Source organism: Paenibacillus harenae (assembly GCF_030812415.1).
GTDB lineage: Bacteria > Bacillota > Bacilli > Paenibacillales > Paenibacillaceae > Pristimantibacillus > Pristimantibacillus harenae_A.
Genome location: NZ_JAUSST010000011.1, coordinates 1 through 17772, shown reverse-complemented (window position 1 = coordinate 17772; position 17772 = coordinate 1). Strand labels below are relative to the sequence as shown.

General features: G+C 49.5%; 18 protein-coding genes and 1 pseudogene. 17 read left to right on the top strand and 2 right to left on the bottom strand.

Features of this window, described 5'->3' with window-relative positions; translation table 11 throughout:
• Positions 1-100 precede the first annotated feature (100 nt).
• A complete protein-coding gene (locus J2T14_RS29015; protein WP_307476580.1) occupies positions 101-895 on the top strand; it encodes an SDR family NAD(P)-dependent oxidoreductase in 795 nt (264 codons plus the stop codon).
• A 337-nt stretch (positions 896-1232) separates the two neighbouring features.
• Here the strand turns inward: J2T14_RS29015 and J2T14_RS29010 are convergent, their stop codons facing one another.
• Entirely contained in the window at positions 1233-1991 is a 759-nt protein-coding gene (locus tag J2T14_RS29010) for an MBL fold metallo-hydrolase (RefSeq protein ID WP_307476579.1), read from the bottom strand.
• A 126-nt stretch (positions 1992-2117) separates the two neighbouring features.
• Between J2T14_RS29010 and J2T14_RS29005 the strand changes: the two genes are divergently transcribed.
• Positions 2118-2714, top strand: coding sequence for a TetR/AcrR family transcriptional regulator (locus tag J2T14_RS29005; RefSeq protein ID WP_307476578.1), 597 nt, complete (start codon positions 2118-2120; stop codon positions 2712-2714).
• A 110-nt stretch (positions 2715-2824) separates the two neighbouring features.
• Here J2T14_RS29005 and J2T14_RS29000 read toward each other — a convergent pair whose 3' ends face one another.
• Positions 2825-4210: an MFS transporter gene (locus J2T14_RS29000; protein ID WP_307476577.1), complete on the bottom strand. Its 1386-nt coding sequence runs from the start codon at positions 4208-4210 to the stop codon at positions 2825-2827.
• Positions 4211-4322: 112 nt separating this feature from the next.
• On the opposite strand from J2T14_RS29000, the gene J2T14_RS28995 reads away from it, so the two are divergent.
• The 15 genes and pseudogenes from J2T14_RS28995 to J2T14_RS28935 all read left to right on the top strand — a co-directional run bounded on the left by J2T14_RS28995 (position 4323) and on the right by J2T14_RS28935 (position 17602).
• Complete coding sequence (locus tag J2T14_RS28995) at positions 4323-5228, top strand: LysR family transcriptional regulator (RefSeq protein ID WP_307476576.1); 906 nt, start codon at positions 4323-4325, stop codon at positions 5226-5228.
• A gap of 6 nt (positions 5229-5234) precedes the next feature.
• Complete coding sequence (locus tag J2T14_RS28990) at positions 5235-7949, top strand: LuxR C-terminal-related transcriptional regulator (RefSeq protein WP_307476574.1); 2715 nt, start codon at positions 5235-5237, stop codon at positions 7947-7949.
• A 543-nt stretch (positions 7950-8492) separates the two neighbouring features.
• The gene (locus J2T14_RS28985; protein ID WP_307476572.1) at positions 8493-9203 is read left to right on the top strand and encodes a hypothetical protein; all 711 of its coding nucleotides are present in this window, start codon (positions 8493-8495) and stop codon (positions 9201-9203) included.
• A gap of 2 nt (positions 9204-9205) precedes the next feature.
• Entirely contained in the window at positions 9206-9958 is a 753-nt protein-coding gene (locus J2T14_RS28980; protein WP_307476571.1) for a DUF2306 domain-containing protein, read from the top strand.
• Between the two features lie 186 nt (positions 9959-10144).
• Positions 10145-10624 (top strand): C1q-like domain-containing protein, encoded by a 480-nt coding sequence (locus tag J2T14_RS28975; protein WP_307476568.1) that lies wholly within the window; start codon positions 10145-10147, stop codon positions 10622-10624.
• 180 nt (positions 10625-10804) lie between these two features.
• Positions 10805-10975 (top strand): hypothetical protein, encoded by a 171-nt coding sequence (locus tag J2T14_RS28970; RefSeq protein ID WP_307208235.1) that lies wholly within the window; start codon positions 10805-10807, stop codon positions 10973-10975.
• A 289-nt stretch (positions 10976-11264) separates the two neighbouring features.
• A complete protein-coding gene (locus tag J2T14_RS28965) occupies positions 11265-12365 on the top strand; it encodes an N-acetylmuramoyl-L-alanine amidase (protein ID WP_307476566.1) in 1101 nt (366 codons plus the stop codon).
• A 177-nt stretch (positions 12366-12542) separates the two neighbouring features.
• The gene (gene tnpA, locus J2T14_RS28960) at positions 12543-12872 is read left to right on the top strand and encodes an IS66 family insertion sequence element accessory protein TnpA (RefSeq protein ID WP_307476564.1); all 330 of its coding nucleotides are present in this window, start codon (positions 12543-12545) and stop codon (positions 12870-12872) included.
• Positions 12866-13027: an IS66 family insertion sequence element accessory protein TnpB gene (gene tnpB, locus J2T14_RS31045; protein ID WP_373458228.1), complete on the top strand. Its 162-nt coding sequence runs from the start codon at positions 12866-12868 to the stop codon at positions 13025-13027. The genes tnpA and tnpB overlap by 7 nt, the downstream gene beginning before the upstream one ends.
• Before the next feature lie 10 nt (positions 13028-13037).
• Positions 13038-14059 (top strand): annotated as a pseudogene (locus J2T14_RS28955) (IS66 family transposase).
• Positions 14060-14726: 667 nt separating this feature from the next.
• On the top strand, positions 14727-14921 hold the full coding sequence (locus tag J2T14_RS31040; RefSeq protein WP_373458227.1) for an Arm DNA-binding domain-containing protein: 195 nt from the start codon (positions 14727-14729) through the stop codon (positions 14919-14921).
• Positions 14918-15319, top strand: a complete 402-nt coding sequence (locus tag J2T14_RS28950; protein ID WP_307208239.1) for a GlcG/HbpS family heme-binding protein — start codon at positions 14918-14920, stop codon at positions 15317-15319. Before J2T14_RS31040 ends, J2T14_RS28950 begins: the two co-directional genes overlap by 4 nt.
• Positions 15320-15371: 52 nt before the next feature.
• Positions 15372-16178, top strand: a complete 807-nt coding sequence (locus tag J2T14_RS28945) for an SDR family oxidoreductase (RefSeq protein ID WP_307476562.1) — start codon at positions 15372-15374, stop codon at positions 16176-16178.
• A 361-nt stretch (positions 16179-16539) separates the two neighbouring features.
• Positions 16540-17175 (top strand): acetate uptake transporter family protein, encoded by a 636-nt coding sequence (locus tag J2T14_RS28940; RefSeq protein WP_307210749.1) that lies wholly within the window; start codon positions 16540-16542, stop codon positions 17173-17175.
• A 103-nt stretch (positions 17176-17278) separates the two neighbouring features.
• Positions 17279-17602, top strand: a complete 324-nt coding sequence (locus tag J2T14_RS28935; RefSeq protein ID WP_307210751.1) for a hypothetical protein — start codon at positions 17279-17281, stop codon at positions 17600-17602.
• The last annotated feature ends 170 nt before the right edge of the window (positions 17603-17772 follow it).

Sequence of the window (17772 nt, the reverse complement as noted above, 5' to 3'; positions counted from 1 at the left end):
TAAACAAGATCTTTGGCGCAATAGGCTAGTTACTGAACAATCCTGACAAGGTAATATAATCCCTATCCACAGCACAAGCAATTAAAAGGAGAAATCTATTATGGATATGGGATTAAAAAACAAAACCGCTCTCGTTACAGGATCAACGAAAGGGATAGGTAAAGCAATTGCCGTTGAACTTGCCAGAGAAGGCGTAAATGTTCTTATTAATGGACGAAATGAGGAAGAGGTAGAACGAGCCGTAAATGAACTGAAGTCAAAATTCCCGACTACCTCTCCTCAGAATGCTGCAGCCGACATTGCGGATATCGGGCAACGAGAAGCTTTATTCGAAAGATACCCCGATATCGATATTTTAGTAAACAATATGGGTATTTATGAAATTATGAAATATGAGGACGTCCACGATGAAGTTTGGGAAAGATACTTCCGTACGAATGTTCTTGCCGCAAATGGGCTAACTAAATTTTATTTACCTAAAATGTTGAAAAACGAATATGGCCGCATAATCTTTATTGCGAGCGAAGAAGCAATTATGCCTTCGGGACAAATGCCTCAATATTGTATGACAAAATCAATGCTATTGTCATTGTCGAAAAGCTTGTCTAAATTAACGATAGGAACAGAAGTTACGGTCAATACGATCATGCCTGGACCAACGCTATCAGAAAATGTGCATCAAATCATCGAGGGTATGTACCCAAACGAAGATTTGACTTTTTCAGAAAAAGAGAAACAATTTATGACTACGAACCTGCCGCAATCCGAAATACAGCGATTTATCAAGCCTATTGAAATAGGTAGACTAGCAACATTTGTATGTAGTCCTTATGCATCCGCATTTAAAGGTTCTCCAATCCGTATGGACGGGGGAATGGTACCGACTATTTATTAACATTTTCGTTATTGCGCACAAATCGGAGTCTGAATTTATCCCAATGGTTAATCATCGCAGCAATGTTCCTTTCTATGCGGATATGTTAGAAGTACCTTTAGAATGGTTGTCGACATTGCATATGACTGCAATGACAGGTTTCACTCTTGCTGGAATGGCGAGCCTGATAGCTCTATTGACCGCTTATCCCATGATGAGGAACGCTTCCATGCAGCCGAAAGAGAAAAGTCAGTAAATGCTAAATACAGAGCATCGGAGGCGTAAATCCGCAGCTCTGTATTTTTTTATGAATACGTACAGGAAAGGTCGCCCCTTTTTACAGCTCAACTTGCTAGGGCTAGAAAGAAATAATTTCGCCATCATCAGGAACAACCGCAACATGCTCCAGATTATGCTCCTTCAGAAATGCCCGGAGTTGCGGGCGCTTGAATGTACAGTGGCTGATGGCATCCATATGAACGGCGACGATTTTCGTAGCTGGCGACAATTGCGCTAGATGAACGATATCTTCGGCGGTCATAGTGATAATGGTCCCTAACAACATCTGTGCCCGCGGCGTATTCAAGATCGCGATATCCGGTTTCGTTTCTCGGAATACATCCCCGATGGCAGGCGTGTAAATGCAGTCGCCGACTATGTAAATGGATCCGTCCACCGGTGTGCTTAATATAAATCCGGATACGGGGCCAAGCATCTTGGCGACTATTCCTCGAGCATGCTGCCCTTTAATCCGTTTCATCTGAATGCCGCACCATTCAAACGAATCATGAACCGCTTGTATGTTGAAGAAACCGGCAGTTTGTAAGAAAGCTTGATCCTCCGGTTGGCAGAAGACAGGTATTCTCTTGTTCAGAACGGAGATGGCTTTCTTATCCAAATGATCAAAATGCCGATGCGTCAAAAGTACCGCATCCATGTTTTCGAACAAATGCAGAGGAACAGGCAAGGGGGTAATCGGATTTCTGCGAAGCGAACGAGTGAACGGAACAGGTGGAAGTTCGCCTACATCGCTTAGCATGGGATCGACGAGTATGTTTTTGCCGTTAAACGTTAAGACGGATGTGGCATTTCGAATATGTTGAATGGAAATAGTCATGAGTAACAGCTCCTCAATAATAAAATACCGACCGGTCTGTTTCAAAATAACATAGACATTACCATTCTGCAAGTAGTATAATTTTTTTAAGACCAAACGGTATTTTTTGAGGTGGAGGTTTTGATTATGCGGAAGGGTCAAATGACTAAAGAGCATATTGTTCGCGAGTCGGCCGGTTTATTTAATACAAGAGGATATACAGGGGCTTCCCTTTCCGATATTATGGATCGCTGCGGCATAGGCAAGGGCGGAATTTACAATCACTTTGCAAACAAGGACGAGATTGCCCTCGCGGCTTTTGATTATTCTTTTTCGCAAATTGTATTGCTTCTTTCCAAAGAACAAGAATCTGCAGCTAACTCGAAACAGAAACTGCTGGCTATATGTAAAGTATATGTCGAGATCATAGAAAGCAATGTATTGGAAGGCGGTTGTCCGATATTAAACACGGCGATTGAAAGCGACGATGGACACCCCGGGCTTAAGGAAAGAGCTCAGCATGCTATGAAAATCTTATTCGAACGGTTAACCAAAATCATTATGGAAGGGATTCGGAATAAAGAATTCAGGAGTGATATCGATCCTGAAGAGGTGTGCAGCTACATCATCGCCGTGATTGAAGGCGGGATTATGCTAAGCAAATTATTTGATGACAGCAAATACATTCGACATTGCTCGAGTCGTGTAATGAAATATATTGAGCAAGAAATGATGAATGGATAAGCGTGGAGCGAGCTATCGATGAAAAAAATAGCCACAGCGAGCTTTCTGCTCGGGCTGCGGCTTTTGATCGTTTGGCGAAGCGCCGGTCTAAACGGTCAGCTTTTCCGACGTTACGACTCATCCGGCTGTCCGGACTCCCGGCGTCGCCGGCTTATAAGTACCAAGGATAACGCTATTGCCGTGAGGATAATCCCAAGCACCCGCAATCCTCCGGCACTGAAATGACCTCCCATTACGATGCCTATCAATAAGGAAGAGAGAATCGTTCCCAGGTATCTTGATGTATTAAATAATCCGGATGCTACTCCGATTATTTCTTTTGGAGAACTCTTGAACAAAGCCGCTTGCATACCGACATTGTTCAACCCGTTGCTAATGCCGAATGCAGCTAAAGCCAAACACACGCTGATAACCGGTGAAGATTGGTTCAATGTTGCAATCCACACCGATCCCAATACCATTAGTATTCCGGACGCGAGCAATGCCGGTCTGGGTCCGGATTTATCGATCCATCGTCCTGCGATTGGAGATACAACGAGCGAGCTCAAGCCTAAGCTTAGCATGAGAATCCCCGTATGGAACTCGCTGACATGACGTACCATTTGCAAATAAGACGGAAGCCCGAAAAATAGCGAGTAAAAAAGCACGTTAACGAGCATGAATTCGACATTAACCCATGTCATAGCAGGATATTTGGCGAACGTGCGCAATGGAATAAAGGGTGACGTCGCTTTTAACTCGTGCCGAACGAAAGCCCCCAACACAATCAGGCCGATCAGCCCGACAATGACATGCCAGAATGAAACATGGCCGGATGATTTTGCTGACAGCAATCCAACAAGCAGGGCAACCAATCCGACTGCGAAGAGCAGGATCCCGGACGCATCAATCACATCCAACCACTTTCGAAAGGACATGTTGCGCAGAGCGTATGTTGGCGGTCCATCCTTTGGAATCGTCCGCCAAGCCAATAGAAAGCTCGCCGCCACGAACGGAATATTGACGAGAAAGATTGCAGGCCAATCCCACCAGTGAATCAAGACCCCGCCAATGAAAGGTCCAATAGCTGCTGCACCTGACAGGAATATGGACATGACTGACAGTGCAGTCGCTTGTTTCTCCGTAATATGAATTCGTACAATGGCCATTCCAACCGCAACCATCATGCTTGTTCCGACGGATTGCACAATGCGGAACACGATGAGCCACCCAAAGCTTGGCGACAGCGGAGCTAATAAGGAGGCCACGAAGGCTACAACTAGTCCGGTAAGAAAGATCTTCCTGCGTCCGAATAAATCACTGGCCTTTCCCATGACGGGTTGAGCGATAGCACTCGCGATGTAGAAAGAAAAAATAACCCAGGAAACAACCGTAAAGTCAAGACGGTACACATTTTGCAGCCTTGCGATTGCAACTGCAATCATCGAAGAATTTAATGGGTTCAATAACACGCCCAGTCCAACGGAAAATAACAACCACCTGCTGCGAACATTCATTTTTGGCCCCCTTAAAGTGTATTGATGTCATCCTATATGAAATTGTTCATTTATTCCAACGCATTTTATGTTATGATTTCATTGATTTGAGGGAATAAGCGGAGGGCGCATAATGGAACTTCTTCAACTGCAATATTTTCTCGCGGTAGCTCGATCGGAACACGTGACCGAAGCTGCACGAAGTCTGCACGTTACGCAATCGTCGCTAAGCAAAACGATTCAACGCCTGGAGGAGGATCTAGGCGTCCCGCTATTCGACCGTATCGGGAGGAGGCTGCGATTGAACGAGTTCGGCAGCAGTTTCCTTCGCCGTGCGGAAAGGGCTCTGTTTGAATTGGAACAGGGGAAGCAGGAGCTCAGCGATTTATCCAGTCCGGAACGGGGCACGCTCGAGTTGGCGGTGACAACCGCAAGCATGTTACCCAATATGCTTCGAGAGTTCCGGAAGAAGCGGCCTCATATCCAATTTCACGTGCAAATGCTGGCTACGAAGGAAATGGTAACGCTTCTTCATAGAGGAGAGGTCGATTTCTGCTTGTCTTCACCTCCTATAGAAGGGGATGACATCGAATGTCAAATCGTGTACATCGACCCAATCCTTGTAGCTGTTCCAGAAGGACATCGGCTGGCAGATCGAAATAGCGTATCCTTGTCAGAACTAAGGGATGAATGGTTTGTCGGTGTAAAGAGAGGCTTCGGTACGCGCGATTTAGTGGACGCTGTATGCGAATCGGTTGGATTTGCACCCAAATACGTGTATGAGGGGGATGAGCCAGCAAGGCTAAGCACGCTTGTGGAAGCCGAGATCGGCATAGCCTTCATACCGAGCACGGCAAGGAATTCGCGGGAACGTATCAAATATCTACAAGTAGAGAATCGCGAACTGGCACGAGAGATCGCTTTATTATGGCATAGGAGTCGTTACATTTCGCGGGCTGCTCTGGAATTCCGCGAGATAGTAGTAGAATATTTCGGGACGTTATCCAAAACTGATTCTAATCATGGAAAGTGGTATTAATAATCTATGAATATGCCTATTCTAGCCACTAAACTTTATATCCCCTTGCCAAGGACCAAAGCAATCCTACGACCTGACCTGACCGAGCGGATGAATAAGGGTCTGGACCGTAAACTGACTCTCATTTCTGCCTCTGCTGGCTTTGGAAAGACAACGCTGGTCAGCGAATGGGCCGCCGTTTGCGAGCGGCCTGTCGCATGGCTGTCGCTGGACGAGGGGGATAACGACCCTATACGCTTCCTAACCTACCTAGTCACTGCTGTGCAGAAGATTGCAGAGGGAATTGGAGAAGGCGTGCTTGGTGCGCTTAAATCCTCGCAGCCGCCGTCAACCGAATCGATTCTGACGATCTTAGCGAACGAAATCTCAACCGTACCGTACAAATTCGTCCTCGTGCTTGACGACTATCATGTAATTGATGCCAAGCGGATAGATGATGTCCTCATTTTCCTGCTCGAGAATCTCCCACCCCAAATGCATCTGATCGTTGCCACCCGGGAGAATCCGCAATTCCCCTTGGCAAGACTGCGCGCACGGGACCAATTGACCGAGTTGCGTGCCACCGACCTGCGATTTACTCCCGGCGAAGCGGAAACGTTCCTGAATCAGGTGATGGGCCTGGTTCTCTCGGCCAACGAAATTACTGCGCTGGAGACCCGAACCGAAGGCTGGATTGCCGGGCTCCAGCTAGCGGCTCTCTCGATGCAGGGGTGCGAGGACATTCCTGCGTTCATTCGAGCATTCGCAGGAGACAATCGGTACATTGTGGATTACTTGGTCGAAGAGGTCCTGCAGCGACAGCCCGACCATGTCCGGAATTTTTTGCTTCAGACCTCCATACTCGATCGGTTGCATGGCCCGCTGTGCGATGCCGTCACCGGCCAAGAGGATGGTAACGCGCGGTTGGATGCCCTGGAGCGAGGCAACTACTTTGTCGTTCCATTGGACGACAGGCGTCGATGGTATCGCTATCATCACCTCTTTGCCGAGGTTCTCTCTGCACATTTGAGGGAGGATCAGCCCGATCAAGTAGCAACGCTGCATTGGCGCGCGAGCATATGGTACGAGCAGCATGGATCGCCGGTAGATGCGATCCGCCATGGGCTGGCCGCAGAGGATTTCGCGCGAGCGGCGGGCCTCATTGAGCTGGCATTGCCAGCCATGCGCAGCAGTAGACAGGAGGCTGCGGTGTGCAGCTGGCTGAAGGCGCTCCCCGACGAGATTGTCCGCTGTAGGCCTGTGCTCAGTGCTGGGTATGCTTGGGCGTTACTGGCTTGCGGCGAGTTTGAAGCCGCACTGGACCGACTGCAAGATGCCGAACGGTGGCTGGCTTCCACAGAAGACATGCGTGAGCGACCGGAAACCCCATTTGCTGAGATGGTCGTCGTGGACGAAGAGGAGTTTCGCCGTCTCCCGGGATCGATCTCCTTGTACCGTGCCGCATTTGCCCAAGCGCTGGGCGATGTATCCGCAACCATGAAATACGCCCGGCGGGTGCTCGACCTCGTACCTGAGGACGACCATCTCCTGCGAGGATCGGCAGCTGCGCTCCTAGGACTCGCATCCTGGACGAGCGGGGATCTCGAGGCAGCGCACCGGTCGTTTACCGATGGCATGGCTATTGTGCAGTCGGCTGGGGGCATCTCTGACGCAATCGGGGGCGCAATCGCTCCTGCTGATATACGGATAACGCAAGGTCGACTCCGACAGGCGATGCGTACCTATGAGCGGGGATTGCAGCTTGCGACGGAGCAGGGCGACCCCGCCATGCGGGGAACGGCAGATATGTACGTGGGAATGAGTCAGCTCTACCGTGAGCATGACGATCTTCACGCGGCCACGCAGTACCTGCTGAGAAGCAAGGAGCAGGGCGAGCACACGGGGTTCCCGCAAAACCGGTATCGTTGGCATGTCGCAATGGCTCGAGTACGGGAGGCCCAAGGAGATCTGGACGGTGCGCTTGACCTGCTCAACGAGGCAGAGAACCTGTACGTAAGCGACTTTTTCCCAAATGTTCGTCCTGTAGCCGCGTTGAAGACACGTGTGCGGGTCGCGCAGGGTAGGTTGGATGAAGCCTTCGACTGGACGCGGGAGCATGGCCTATCCGCCCGGGACGAACTTTGCTACCAGCGCGAATTCGAACACATCACCCTGGCCAGGGTACTCCTTGCCCGTTATAACAAGGAGCGTGCAGATCATTCCATCCTTGAGGCAATAGAACTCCTGAAGCGCCTCCTTCAAGCAGCGGAAGAAGGCGAGAGGACGGGAAGCGTGATCGAAATTCTTATCGTACAGGCACTTGCTCACCATATGCATGGCGATATCTCCGCTGCGCTTGTATCGCTGGATCGGGCCCTGACCCTTGCCGAGCCTGAGGGCTATGTCCGCATCTTTGTGGATGAAGGCCGACCCATGGCGGCCCTGCTGGAAGCGGCCGTGAAGCAGGGGATCGCTATGAACTATGTCCGTCGCCTCCTGTCAGCCTTTGGCAAGGCTGAGGTCAGCACGCTTGCCAAACAGGTTATGAGCGAGCCGCTAAGCGAACGAGAACTTGGCGTGCTTCGGCTGCTCGAAACCGACTTGAGCGGCCCGGACATTGCCCGCGAACTCATGATTTCATTGAACACCTTGCGTACCCACACCAAGAACATATACGACAAGCTTGAAGTGAACAACCGTCGGTCAGCAGTCCGCCGAGCTGAGGAGCTCGATTTGTTCTAGCGAGCCTCCAAACAACCACCACCAACGATTAACCCCGGCCCTGGCAGTTTTGATAAACCATGTGCCGGGGTTTTTTCTCATTCCCGCCAATGCCTCCCGATTGACAAATCACCACATCAATCACCACATGTAATGATGCCGACTCACCACATGAATGTGTATCTTCAAATCAAGAAAGGAACGGCGATGTGGAGATAAGTGATACATCCACAGAAGGAAAATGAAGGAGACGCAGAATGGGTCAATCAAAGGTATCAACGGAGGACCATCGCGAGCCTCGGCTGTACGAAATTCGCATCGAGGGACATCTTGATGCCGGTGGATCGATCGGTTTGAAGGACTAAGCTTCACCCGCGAAGGCGACGGAACAACCATCCTCTCTGGCCCGGTGGTCGATCAGGCCGCATTACATGGCTTGCTGAGGGGAGCGCGTGATCTCGGCCTGCCGTTAATCTCGGTCATTCAGGTTCATCCCAAACAGGCGTGTGAACTGGATTTCAACACCGACGCAAATCACAATCGTTCGAAAAAGGAGAGAAACACATGAATTCCAATCGTAAGACCGCAGTTATTGAAGGAAACAACCAGGAGAGCAAAATGAATGCAACAACCTCGAGCCTCATCCGTTGGGCAGGTCTATCAGCTATGGTGGCAGGGATAATTTACGCTGTTGTTGTCGGAATGTTCCATCAACCTAACATTCTTTCGTCAGTCACCACTACCCAATGGGCAATCGTCCACGTCTTTGCCACCGCCATGTGCTTCTTATTCCTGCTCGGCATTACGGGGCTCTACGTCAGGCAAGCGAAGGAGGCTGGGTGGATTGGTCTTGTCGGCTTTCTCCTGTATAGTCTCAGTTGGGCGCTCACGGCGCCATTTACCTTCGCCGAAGTCTTTATCTTGCCGCTGATGGCGACCGAGGCGCCGGCGCTTGCGGAGGGCTTCATAGGGATCTTCACCAGTTCCGCCGGCGAGTCGAACTTCGGAGTCCTCGCGAATCTATGGACGCTAACAGGTTTCCTGTATATGTTCGGCGGCCTGCTGTTTGGCATCGCGACATTCCGTGCCGGCATCCTGCCGCGCCGGGCATCAGGTCTGCTTGCTGCAGGGTCCGTGTTGTCCCTCTTGGCTGCGCTGCTTCCGCTCGAGCACCAGCCGAAAGTTGCGGTACCGGTCGGGATAGCTTTGGCCTGGCTGGGCTATGCCCTCTGGTCGGAACGGCGCGAGCAAGCCTCCATCCTTCCAAGGAGCTGAGAATGAAAGTGAATGTAAACGATGATGGCCGAGAACACGATGAGTCTCGGCTCAACCAGTCACGGAAACGTGCTTCCCGGAAAACCAATGCGCAGGCAAAGTATGATTTGGCAGGGTGGCTCGTGTCCGCCGCACTGCTCTTGCTGAGCGCCATTCCACTTCTCTTCGGCGCCTTCCGCCTGACCGAACTGGCCGGCGGAGCGGAAATATTGCCGGCCGACGCACGGTTCTCTGCCTCGCCCCTGCCGGTGGTGCTGCATATTCTGTGCGCCGCTGTATTTGCCATATTGGGCGCGTTCCAGTTCGCACCCGGTTTCCGGTGGCGCAGGCTCGGTTGGCACCGCGCGTCCGGGCGGCTCCTGGTTCTATGCGGACTGCTGGTTGGGCTTTCAGGGCTGTGGATGACCCTGCTCTATCCAAGCAAGGAAGGCACCGGTGAGCTGCTTTATGCATGGCGGCTCCTGTTTGGATCTGCCATGGTAGCGTCTATTTACCTTGGCTTTGCCGCGATCCGGCGAGGGGACGTGATTCGGCACCGCGCATGGATGATGCGCGGCTACGCGATCGGGCTCGGCGCGGGTACGCAGGTGTTGACCGTTGCTGCCGGGACATTGATCGCCGGCCCGCCGAGTGCGCTCGGCGGAGACCTACTGAATGGCGCGGCCTGGGTGATCAACCTCGCCGTGGCCGAATGGGCCATCCGTAAGCCGCCGGCTCCTCCCAAACAGCAACAGGCTCACGCTAATTTGCGTTAATTCCGGTTATGTTCAACGATCGGAGAGGTTTGCCGCATTAGTGCGGTAGACCCTTTTTTTTGTTTATAGTAATCGCCAATATTGATCGTTTACCCGCTCATGCCGTTTCTATTAAACTACCAATTTCATATATTGCAGTGTTGCTAGATATTAGTGATAGAACAAACGAAAGGAGGTTATGTTGAAATGGTAGTTAAACGCATAGGAGTTCAAAAGAGCGGAACGGCGAAAGGTGTGCGTAAACCTTGCAAAAAAGTTTTCAAATCCGCTTTTCGGGCAATCGCCAATAGAAACCAACCCGTTGGCACCATTGTTTCACCAATTGTTTTATTTGGAATCGAAAAATTTGATCTCGGGAATGAATTCAATCCTGTAACATCGACATTTATTCCAAAACAAAGCGGAACTTACAGATTTTTCACGAGCGTCGTCTTTACAAAAACAACGGCAGAAACTTTTGATATCTTTCTGCAAATCACGGTTAACGGAATCGTTTCTTCCATAATTGGCGAAATATCGGTTAGTTCTGAAACTGTAATTGTTATCGCCTCAGGTTCTCTCAATCTTCGCAGCGGTGATAAAGTTAACGTATCTTTGGCTTCCAATGGAGTTGGAATCATAAAGAAAGGATTCAGGACACGATTCGCAGGGAAAAGGATTCGCTAATCAAATAAAAAATAAGAACCGTTTACCTTGCGGTTTTTATTTTTTTGGTTATGAATCCCCTGAGATAGACTACGAACACGGAAGGCAAGACATCTATCCATTGACGCATAATCCGCTGCGATTTTGTTTATTGTAAGGTTATGGCTGATAGCCGTAAAAAAAAGCGGGAGGAATAAAGTAATGACGACAAGCAGAAACCATCAAGGAGCGCATGGAATAGGACAAGCCGAAGAGCAGTTGAACAATCAAATCGAGGCAGCCGTCGAAATTCAAGGCGAATCCGAAATCGATCGCAACATCAATCAAGCGGCTAGACAACCATACAAAGCAACCAAAGAAGAAACAGAATAGGATCTTGAATCAGCTCAGCGGTTGGTCATGAGGCCGGATGAGAAGCGGGAAGTCTTACATAACCGGGATAATGCGGATAATCGGATTAATCGTCCATTCGCAGATACCAATAATGGAGGATTGAATAGCGACCATAACGACCTGTTTAATGCGGACAATAACGGCCTTGCTCAAAAGAGCATGGCTGTTTTTTTATTCCTAGCCGTCCTGATTTATATGATGCACGAATCTAGTAATTTCAGGTATAATAATAGACCTACATATCCTAAGACTACTAAAGGAGACTAGTATGAAGCAAATTGTATACCTGACAATTTTGATCTTTGGGTTGATTAGTATTTCCGGATATATACCAAACCATGCAGAAGCAAGCGGAAGTTATACAGCCAAGGTATATGCCGACTCGTTGAATGTCCGCAGCGAGTCATCGCTTGAATCGTCGATCGTGGGTTCTTTGAAGAAAGGCGAGTTGGTCACCGTTTCGAATGAAGAGTACGGCTGGCTGCGCATCAAGTCGGACCGGATCTCCGGCTGGGCGGCAGGTTATTATTTGAAGAAGGTCGACGGCAGTGACGTTACGGCGGATCAAGACGTCAGCGGGCAAAAGAGTTCTGCAACCACCCATGCGACTGTGCTGGCGGATTCGCTGCGGATCAGGGCCGGCGCCGGGTTGAACTATAAGGTTCTGGGGGGCCTAACAAAAGGCGAGGCGGTTACGATAATGGACTCCCGGGAAGGTTGGGCTCAGATCGAATCTCGGGATGGGCAATCCGGCTGGGTCTCGGACCGTTATATCGAGAAGAGCGCAATTGAAACGGCGGCGGTTTCTTCGGGACAATCAAAGGGACTTAAAGGGAAAGTAATCGTCATTGACCCCGGTCACGGCGGAGACGATCCCGGAACGATCGGAACGAAATATGAAACGATCGAGAAAAAACTTAATTTAAGCACCTCCTTCTACCTTGAGGATGAGCTTCGCAGTCGCGGAGCCCGCGTCCTCATGACAAGAACGAAGGACGAGGAATTGCCCAAGCTTTCCGATAGGGTCAAGATAAGCGAATCCTCCGGTGCGGACGCTTTCGTCAGCATCCATTATAATTCTTCGGAGAATAAAACGTCCGGCATACTTACCTTCTATTATTCGGAAACGAAAGATCGACCATTGGCCCGAGCGATAGAAAATAGACTTGCGGGCGGCATCGGCTTGAAGAATAACGGGATATCTTTCGGCGATCTTTACGTTTTGCGGGAAAATGACACAGTATCTGCACTTGTCGAGCTCGGATTCTTGTCCAACGCGAAGGATGAATCCATCGTTCGCGGCTCCGACTACCAGAAGTTGGCGGCCAGAGCAATTGCGGATGGGCTCGAGGATTACTTCAGCAGGTAACTGCATGCTTGACCGGACAAGTGCAGATCGCCGGCTTTTGCGGTTTGTTTTTCTTTATCTTAGCCCACATCTTGTCGTCAAGATGTGGGTTATTTGGTAAGCGTCAAACTCTCCACACCTTCAACTACTAACCTAGCTATGAGACCATGAGATAAACCTGAATACGGAGGGTAACTCATGAATGCCAAAGAACAACGCAGACAAGATTGGCACACACGTATCGCTGACTATCGGGCAAGTGGCCTCACGATGAAAGCTTGGTGCTCCGCAAATCATTGTTCTGTCGAACAATTGAAATATTGGCTGTACAAAATAAACCCAGCTACTCCAGATCCAAAGACTTCTCCCGTACAGTTTGTACCTCTTGACACTGTAGATCCACCTGGCAACGTTTCTCCTGCTCCTTCTCTAATCCTTCATATCGGTGAAGCCAGTAGCGAGCTTCATTCCGGCTTTGACCCCATGCTTTTGCGCGAAGTGATTCACGCGCTTACTTCACCATGCTGACCTTTCCAAGCAATCAGCGTGTGTTTCTTGCTTGTGGTTCCACCGATCTGCGCAAGTCGATCGACGGACTTGCTCCCATCGTTCAGGAAAGCTTTGGTCATCTTTGTAATCATTTCGTCATAGGCACTTACAGGGATTGGTTTTTTTCAATCTAATGAGTAAAGTATGGAAAAACATGCAGATACGCCAACCATCGAATCCCTACAACAACAAATCATCGAACGATCGGCCAAGCTCAAATGGTACGAAGAGCAGTTCCGCTTAGCGCAGAAGAAGCGTTTCGGTGCTTCCAGCGAACAGACGCATCCGGATCAATTAGAACTCCCGTAGTTCAACGAAGCCGAAGTGAATGCAACACCTGCTGGTGAAGAGCCGCGGTCTGAACAAATTACCTACGAGCGGCGCAAATCATCCGGCAAGCGAACAGAGGATCTCTCCAAGCTTCCAGTAGAAACAATCACCTATTCACTGGAGGAAGGCGAGCAAGCTTGTGCGTGCTGCGGTGGGTTCCTTCACGAGATGAGTACAGAGACGCGCAATGATATTGCCGTTGTACCGCCACAAGTGAAGGTCATCCGTCACGTGCGAAATGTGTATGCCTGCCGTCATTGTGAACGTGAAGATATTGAAACCCCCATTGTCACAGCTGCGATGCCAAAACCTGTCTATCCGGGAAGTTTGGCATCACCGTCGAGCATGGCTTACGTTATAAGCCAGAAATACGTCGACAGCTTGCCGTTATACCGGCAAGAGCAGCATTTCGCGCGTCTTGGATACACGTTATCTCGTCAGACGATGACGAATTGGATGATCTATGGTGCACAGAAATGGCTCATGCCATTGGTCTCCGTGATGAAAGCTTATCTGCTAAGGCAGGATGCGCTTCATGCAGATGAGACGACGCTGCAGGTGAGATCGATAATAATCGCAGTGAGCGCTCGATCAAGCCATTCGTAATCGGAGAAAGAACTGGTTATTTGCGAATACGCCTCGCGGCGCGAAAGCAAGGTGCGGCGATCTACAGCGTCATCGAGACGGCGAAGGAAAACGGACTTCTTCCATTTCAATATTTAAAGTACCTGTTCGAGCAGCTCCCGCAGCTTCCGGATTCACAAAATCCAGAGGCGCTCGAGCCTTATTTGCCATGGTCATCTATGCTTCCGATTACTTGTCGCGTTATGGGATAGGTATCGCAAAACTTTTGGTCTTAGATGGAGATGGAGCTAGTTGTACGTGATGAGACGCTTACGTTCTTTCAACCTTCAACATGAAAAATCCCTACTTCCCACTAATACTGCCATATTATTCGCTGCCGCTGCGACTGCTGGTCGTACCAATACGCTTCCAAATCCACAAGAGGCTGGAATCACTTGAATCTTTATTTCAGACCTTTTCTATTACATAGAAAAGCCAAGCATAAGACAGAGTCTTAAGACAAAGAAATATTGAAAAGCACAACTTGCACGATTGAGCTAAAAGAATAAATTCTTTGGACTTGATAGCAAAGTGAAAGATCAACAAGGTTGGTATAGTTAACTCGTAAGGTGGAAGGAACAAAAAGGATCCGCTGCGATGATCTGATCTGTGGGAATCATGATGAAATAAGCTCAGATTCTTAACAGAATTACAAACTACATTGAAAAGGATGGTGGAATATGGCAAAGCAAAAAGTTTGATTTATTACTGGAGTATAGAAGAGGCTGGATTTCATAATTTATCGGTTAAAGCTATTTTGGATGAGTTTGCCGAATGGTGCCACGTTTGCGGCAGGGGCGTCTAAAACTTATTTTTCAAAAGCTGACGATTTTGAAACTCAAAAACCGCGTTAAATCAACCACCTACACTTAATTTTCTTTGGACAATAGGAACAAAGATAAACCGGACAAAAAACCGAACTGGGAAGACCGCATTGAGGGCGCGAAAGTTGACGGCAAAAGAAAGTACATTACAAAAGCGGGTTTCCGCACAAAGAAAGAGGTTTTGGAAGCGGGGACGAAAGCACTTAAACGGCCCCGATCCATTCCTAAAAGACAGGAGAATACGAGATGATTACAGCAGAACAAGCCCGCAAGATCATCGCCGCCGGCGAGGCGCGGGCCACGGAAATCGGCGTTCCGGTCAATATTGCAGTCCTGGACGCCGGCGTGAACCTGAAGGCCTTTGGCCGGATGGACGGTGCCCTTCTGGGCTCCATCGACATCGCTCTCGGCAAGGCCCGGACAGCCGCGCTGTTCGGCATGCCCACCGAGGCGATCGGTGAATTCTCCAAACCCGGCGGTACCTCGCCCGGCTTGGAGCAGACCAATGGCGGTCTGGTGGTCTTCGCAGGCGGCCTTCCTCTGCGGGACGCCAGCGGCATCCTGATCGGCGCAGTTGGCATATCCGGCGGCGCAGTAGCACAGGACCTCGACATCGCCCAAGCCGCGGCAGCGGCGCTCGGCAACTGAGCAACAACCCAAGCACAACCATCAACCCAAATGTGAAAGGAATGAATGTATTATGACTACCAAAACCATCCTCATCACCGGCGCTGGCTCTGGCTTCGGCAAGGGAGCGGCCATCGGCATGGCCAAGAATGGCCACAACATCATCGCCACCGTCCACGTATCCTCGCAGGTGACCCCGCTGCGTGAGGAAGCCGAAGCCCTCGGCCTCACCAACCTGCGCGTCGAGCGCCTCGACCTGACCGACCCTTATGATATCAAGCAGGCGCAGTCCTGGGACTTCGACGTGCTCTGGAACAATGCGGGCATGGGCGAAGCCGGCCCGGTCTGGGAAATCCCGGTCGATCTCGTCCGCAAGAATTACGAGGTCAACGTCTTCCTGCCACTGATCCTCACTCAAGGCGTTGTCCAGAAATGGGTACGCGAGGGCAAGAAGGGCAAGGTCGTCTTCACTTCGTCCATGGGCGGCCTGTTCACCCCCGCCAACTGGGGTACCTATGTTTCGACCAAACATGCGCTGGAGGCATTCGCCGAGGCCATGCAACAGGAGTTGGCCCAGTATGGGATCAAGGTCCAGACCATCAATCCGGGCGCCTATTACACGGGTTATAACGAGACGATGGCGGACAATCCTTTCCGCTGGCTCGACGACGAGGTCAACTTCTCAAAGCGCGCCGATCTGCGCAAGGGCTTCGACGATTTCTTCGCCACGCCTGAAGGCAAGATGGATGCGCAGGAGATGATCGATCGCATGATCGAAATCGTCCCCGCCGACGAAGGCAAATTCCGAAACGTCGTCCCTCAGGTGATCGAGGACATGCTGAAGAATCATCAGCTAGCCGCCTGGGAAAACCGGATCTGATTTTAACCTGCCAAGGGGCGGCGCCTCAAGCGGGTGCCGCCCCGAAAGTAGGGATTCTACATTTTACTCGCAAGAAATATTCGGCGGTAAAGTAATCATTCTTATATATAAGAGTGGGTTTTCGCTTAAGGTAAATTAGGTTAGTTTTTTAAAATAATAAAAAATACCCTACGGAACCAACGCCGCAGGGTATTTTTTTAATAAGGTATATTAACTGCGACCTACTTTGTTGCAGTCCGTGCGGGTTAAGTCATATACGCTTGAGATACATTCCTGTCGCCCGTACTCCAGCGACTCGTATCTCTTGCTACTATGACCTTATTACGATAATAATTAGAATCATTTTTAGGAGGAAATAAAAATGGATGAGAACAAAACACAAAATGACCATTCGCAGCATTGGTCGAATCCGACGCCTGCGGGGCTTGTTGCGCTTGCTGTAGCCTGCTTTTGCTTCTTTGCTTTGCTGACGGGGAGTGTAGATGCAAGTGCTATGCCGCTGCTTGCCTGCTTTTTGCTTGGCGGGTTCGTAATTCAGTTTGTAGTCGCTTTGCTTGACCTCAAGACAAACAATCTGTCGGGCGGCAACACATACCTTTACTTTTCCGTATTCTTTATGCTTGTGAGCGGACTGGAAATGTTATTAAAGTATTACGAGCCCGGACTGGACGCGAGAATAGACGGTTGGGCATGGACTGCTCTTGCGCTTGTGGTTCTGCTCTGGACGCCCGCATTTTTCAAGTCACCGGCAATACTTTTCGAGCTTATAGTTGTATTGAACTTCGCGATAATCAGTATCGCTATTCACGACTTCGGCATAGTCAGCGCAGGATTCAGCAATGTTCTTGCTCATATCGCCGCATACGCGCTGCTCATCTGCGGATTGCTTGGAATATATCTGTCGGCTGCGCTTGTGGTAAACGGCACTTTTGGCAAAGAAATCTTTCCGAATCCGGGTCCGTTCTATACTAAATTGCAAAATAGAAAGAAAAACTGAAAATTGAAAAGCACGGACATCTCCGTGCTTTTTCCAATTGTTTCGGGAACGAAAATAACTTCAGTTGTGTCCCCGTGACAATTAAATCCTGAAGGTTGTTTTTTTGGTTGATAAAGAGGACACGACAGAAATGATGGCTATTCGCAAGGAGCTAGAAAAAAAACTTGGCGATAAAGTTGTATTTAAGAAAGCCAAACATAATCCAAAAGTACTTCGTGATATGGCGAAGGAAGTTGATGAATACCTTCATGCTAAAATACTTAGTAAATATGAAACACAATCAGCATATAGTGTCGGATACAATCCCAGAGAAGAAGTAATCGACATCAGAGGCAAACTAACCGATGAACACATTGCTGAGCTGACGCAAAAGTTTGGTGCTGATATGTTGAAAATCGACCCTAAAGAATTTCATACAAGTCATTAAGCTAACGGGTAACGATAGTTGAATAACAAATAGATGAGCAGGTGCTGCGGCGGCCTGCTCATTTTATTAAGCTAACGGGCAGCATTCCTATAATGAAGAAATACGAGGTTTGAGAAACAAAAAGACTCCTTGGTAAGATGTATATGGGTCCCAGATGCTGGCCAGCGACC

Coding starts and splice junctions, on each gene's coding strand:
- J2T14_RS29015 (WP_307476580.1), top strand. CDS start 101: ATGGATATGGGATTAAAAAACAAAACCGCTCTCGTTACAGGATCAACG.
- J2T14_RS29010 (WP_307476579.1), bottom strand. CDS start 1,991: ATGACTATTTCCATTCAACATATTCGAAATGCCACATCCGTCTTAACG.
- J2T14_RS29005 (WP_307476578.1), top strand. CDS start 2,118: ATGCGGAAGGGTCAAATGACTAAAGAGCATATTGTTCGCGAGTCGGCC.
- J2T14_RS29000 (WP_307476577.1), bottom strand. CDS start 4,210: ATGAATGTTCGCAGCAGGTGGTTGTTATTTTCCGTTGGACTGGGCGTG.
- J2T14_RS28995 (WP_307476576.1), top strand. CDS start 4,323: ATGGAACTTCTTCAACTGCAATATTTTCTCGCGGTAGCTCGATCGGAA.
- J2T14_RS28990 (WP_307476574.1), top strand. CDS start 5,235: ATGAATATGCCTATTCTAGCCACTAAACTTTATATCCCCTTGCCAAGG.
- J2T14_RS28985 (WP_307476572.1), top strand. CDS start 8,493: ATGAATTCCAATCGTAAGACCGCAGTTATTGAAGGAAACAACCAGGAG.
- J2T14_RS28980 (WP_307476571.1), top strand. CDS start 9,206: ATGAAAGTGAATGTAAACGATGATGGCCGAGAACACGATGAGTCTCGG.
- J2T14_RS28975 (WP_307476568.1), top strand. CDS start 10,145: ATGGTAGTTAAACGCATAGGAGTTCAAAAGAGCGGAACGGCGAAAGGT.
- J2T14_RS28970 (WP_307208235.1), top strand. CDS start 10,805: ATGACGACAAGCAGAAACCATCAAGGAGCGCATGGAATAGGACAAGCC.
- J2T14_RS28965 (WP_307476566.1), top strand. CDS start 11,265: ATGAAGCAAATTGTATACCTGACAATTTTGATCTTTGGGTTGATTAGT.
- tnpA (WP_307476564.1), top strand. CDS start 12,543: ATGAATGCCAAAGAACAACGCAGACAAGATTGGCACACACGTATCGCT.
- tnpB (WP_373458228.1), top strand. CDS start 12,866: ATGCTGACCTTTCCAAGCAATCAGCGTGTGTTTCTTGCTTGTGGTTCC.
- J2T14_RS28950 (WP_307208239.1), top strand. CDS start 14,918: ATGATTACAGCAGAACAAGCCCGCAAGATCATCGCCGCCGGCGAGGCG.
- J2T14_RS28945 (WP_307476562.1), top strand. CDS start 15,372: ATGACTACCAAAACCATCCTCATCACCGGCGCTGGCTCTGGCTTCGGC.
- J2T14_RS28940 (WP_307210749.1), top strand. CDS start 16,540: ATGGATGAGAACAAAACACAAAATGACCATTCGCAGCATTGGTCGAAT.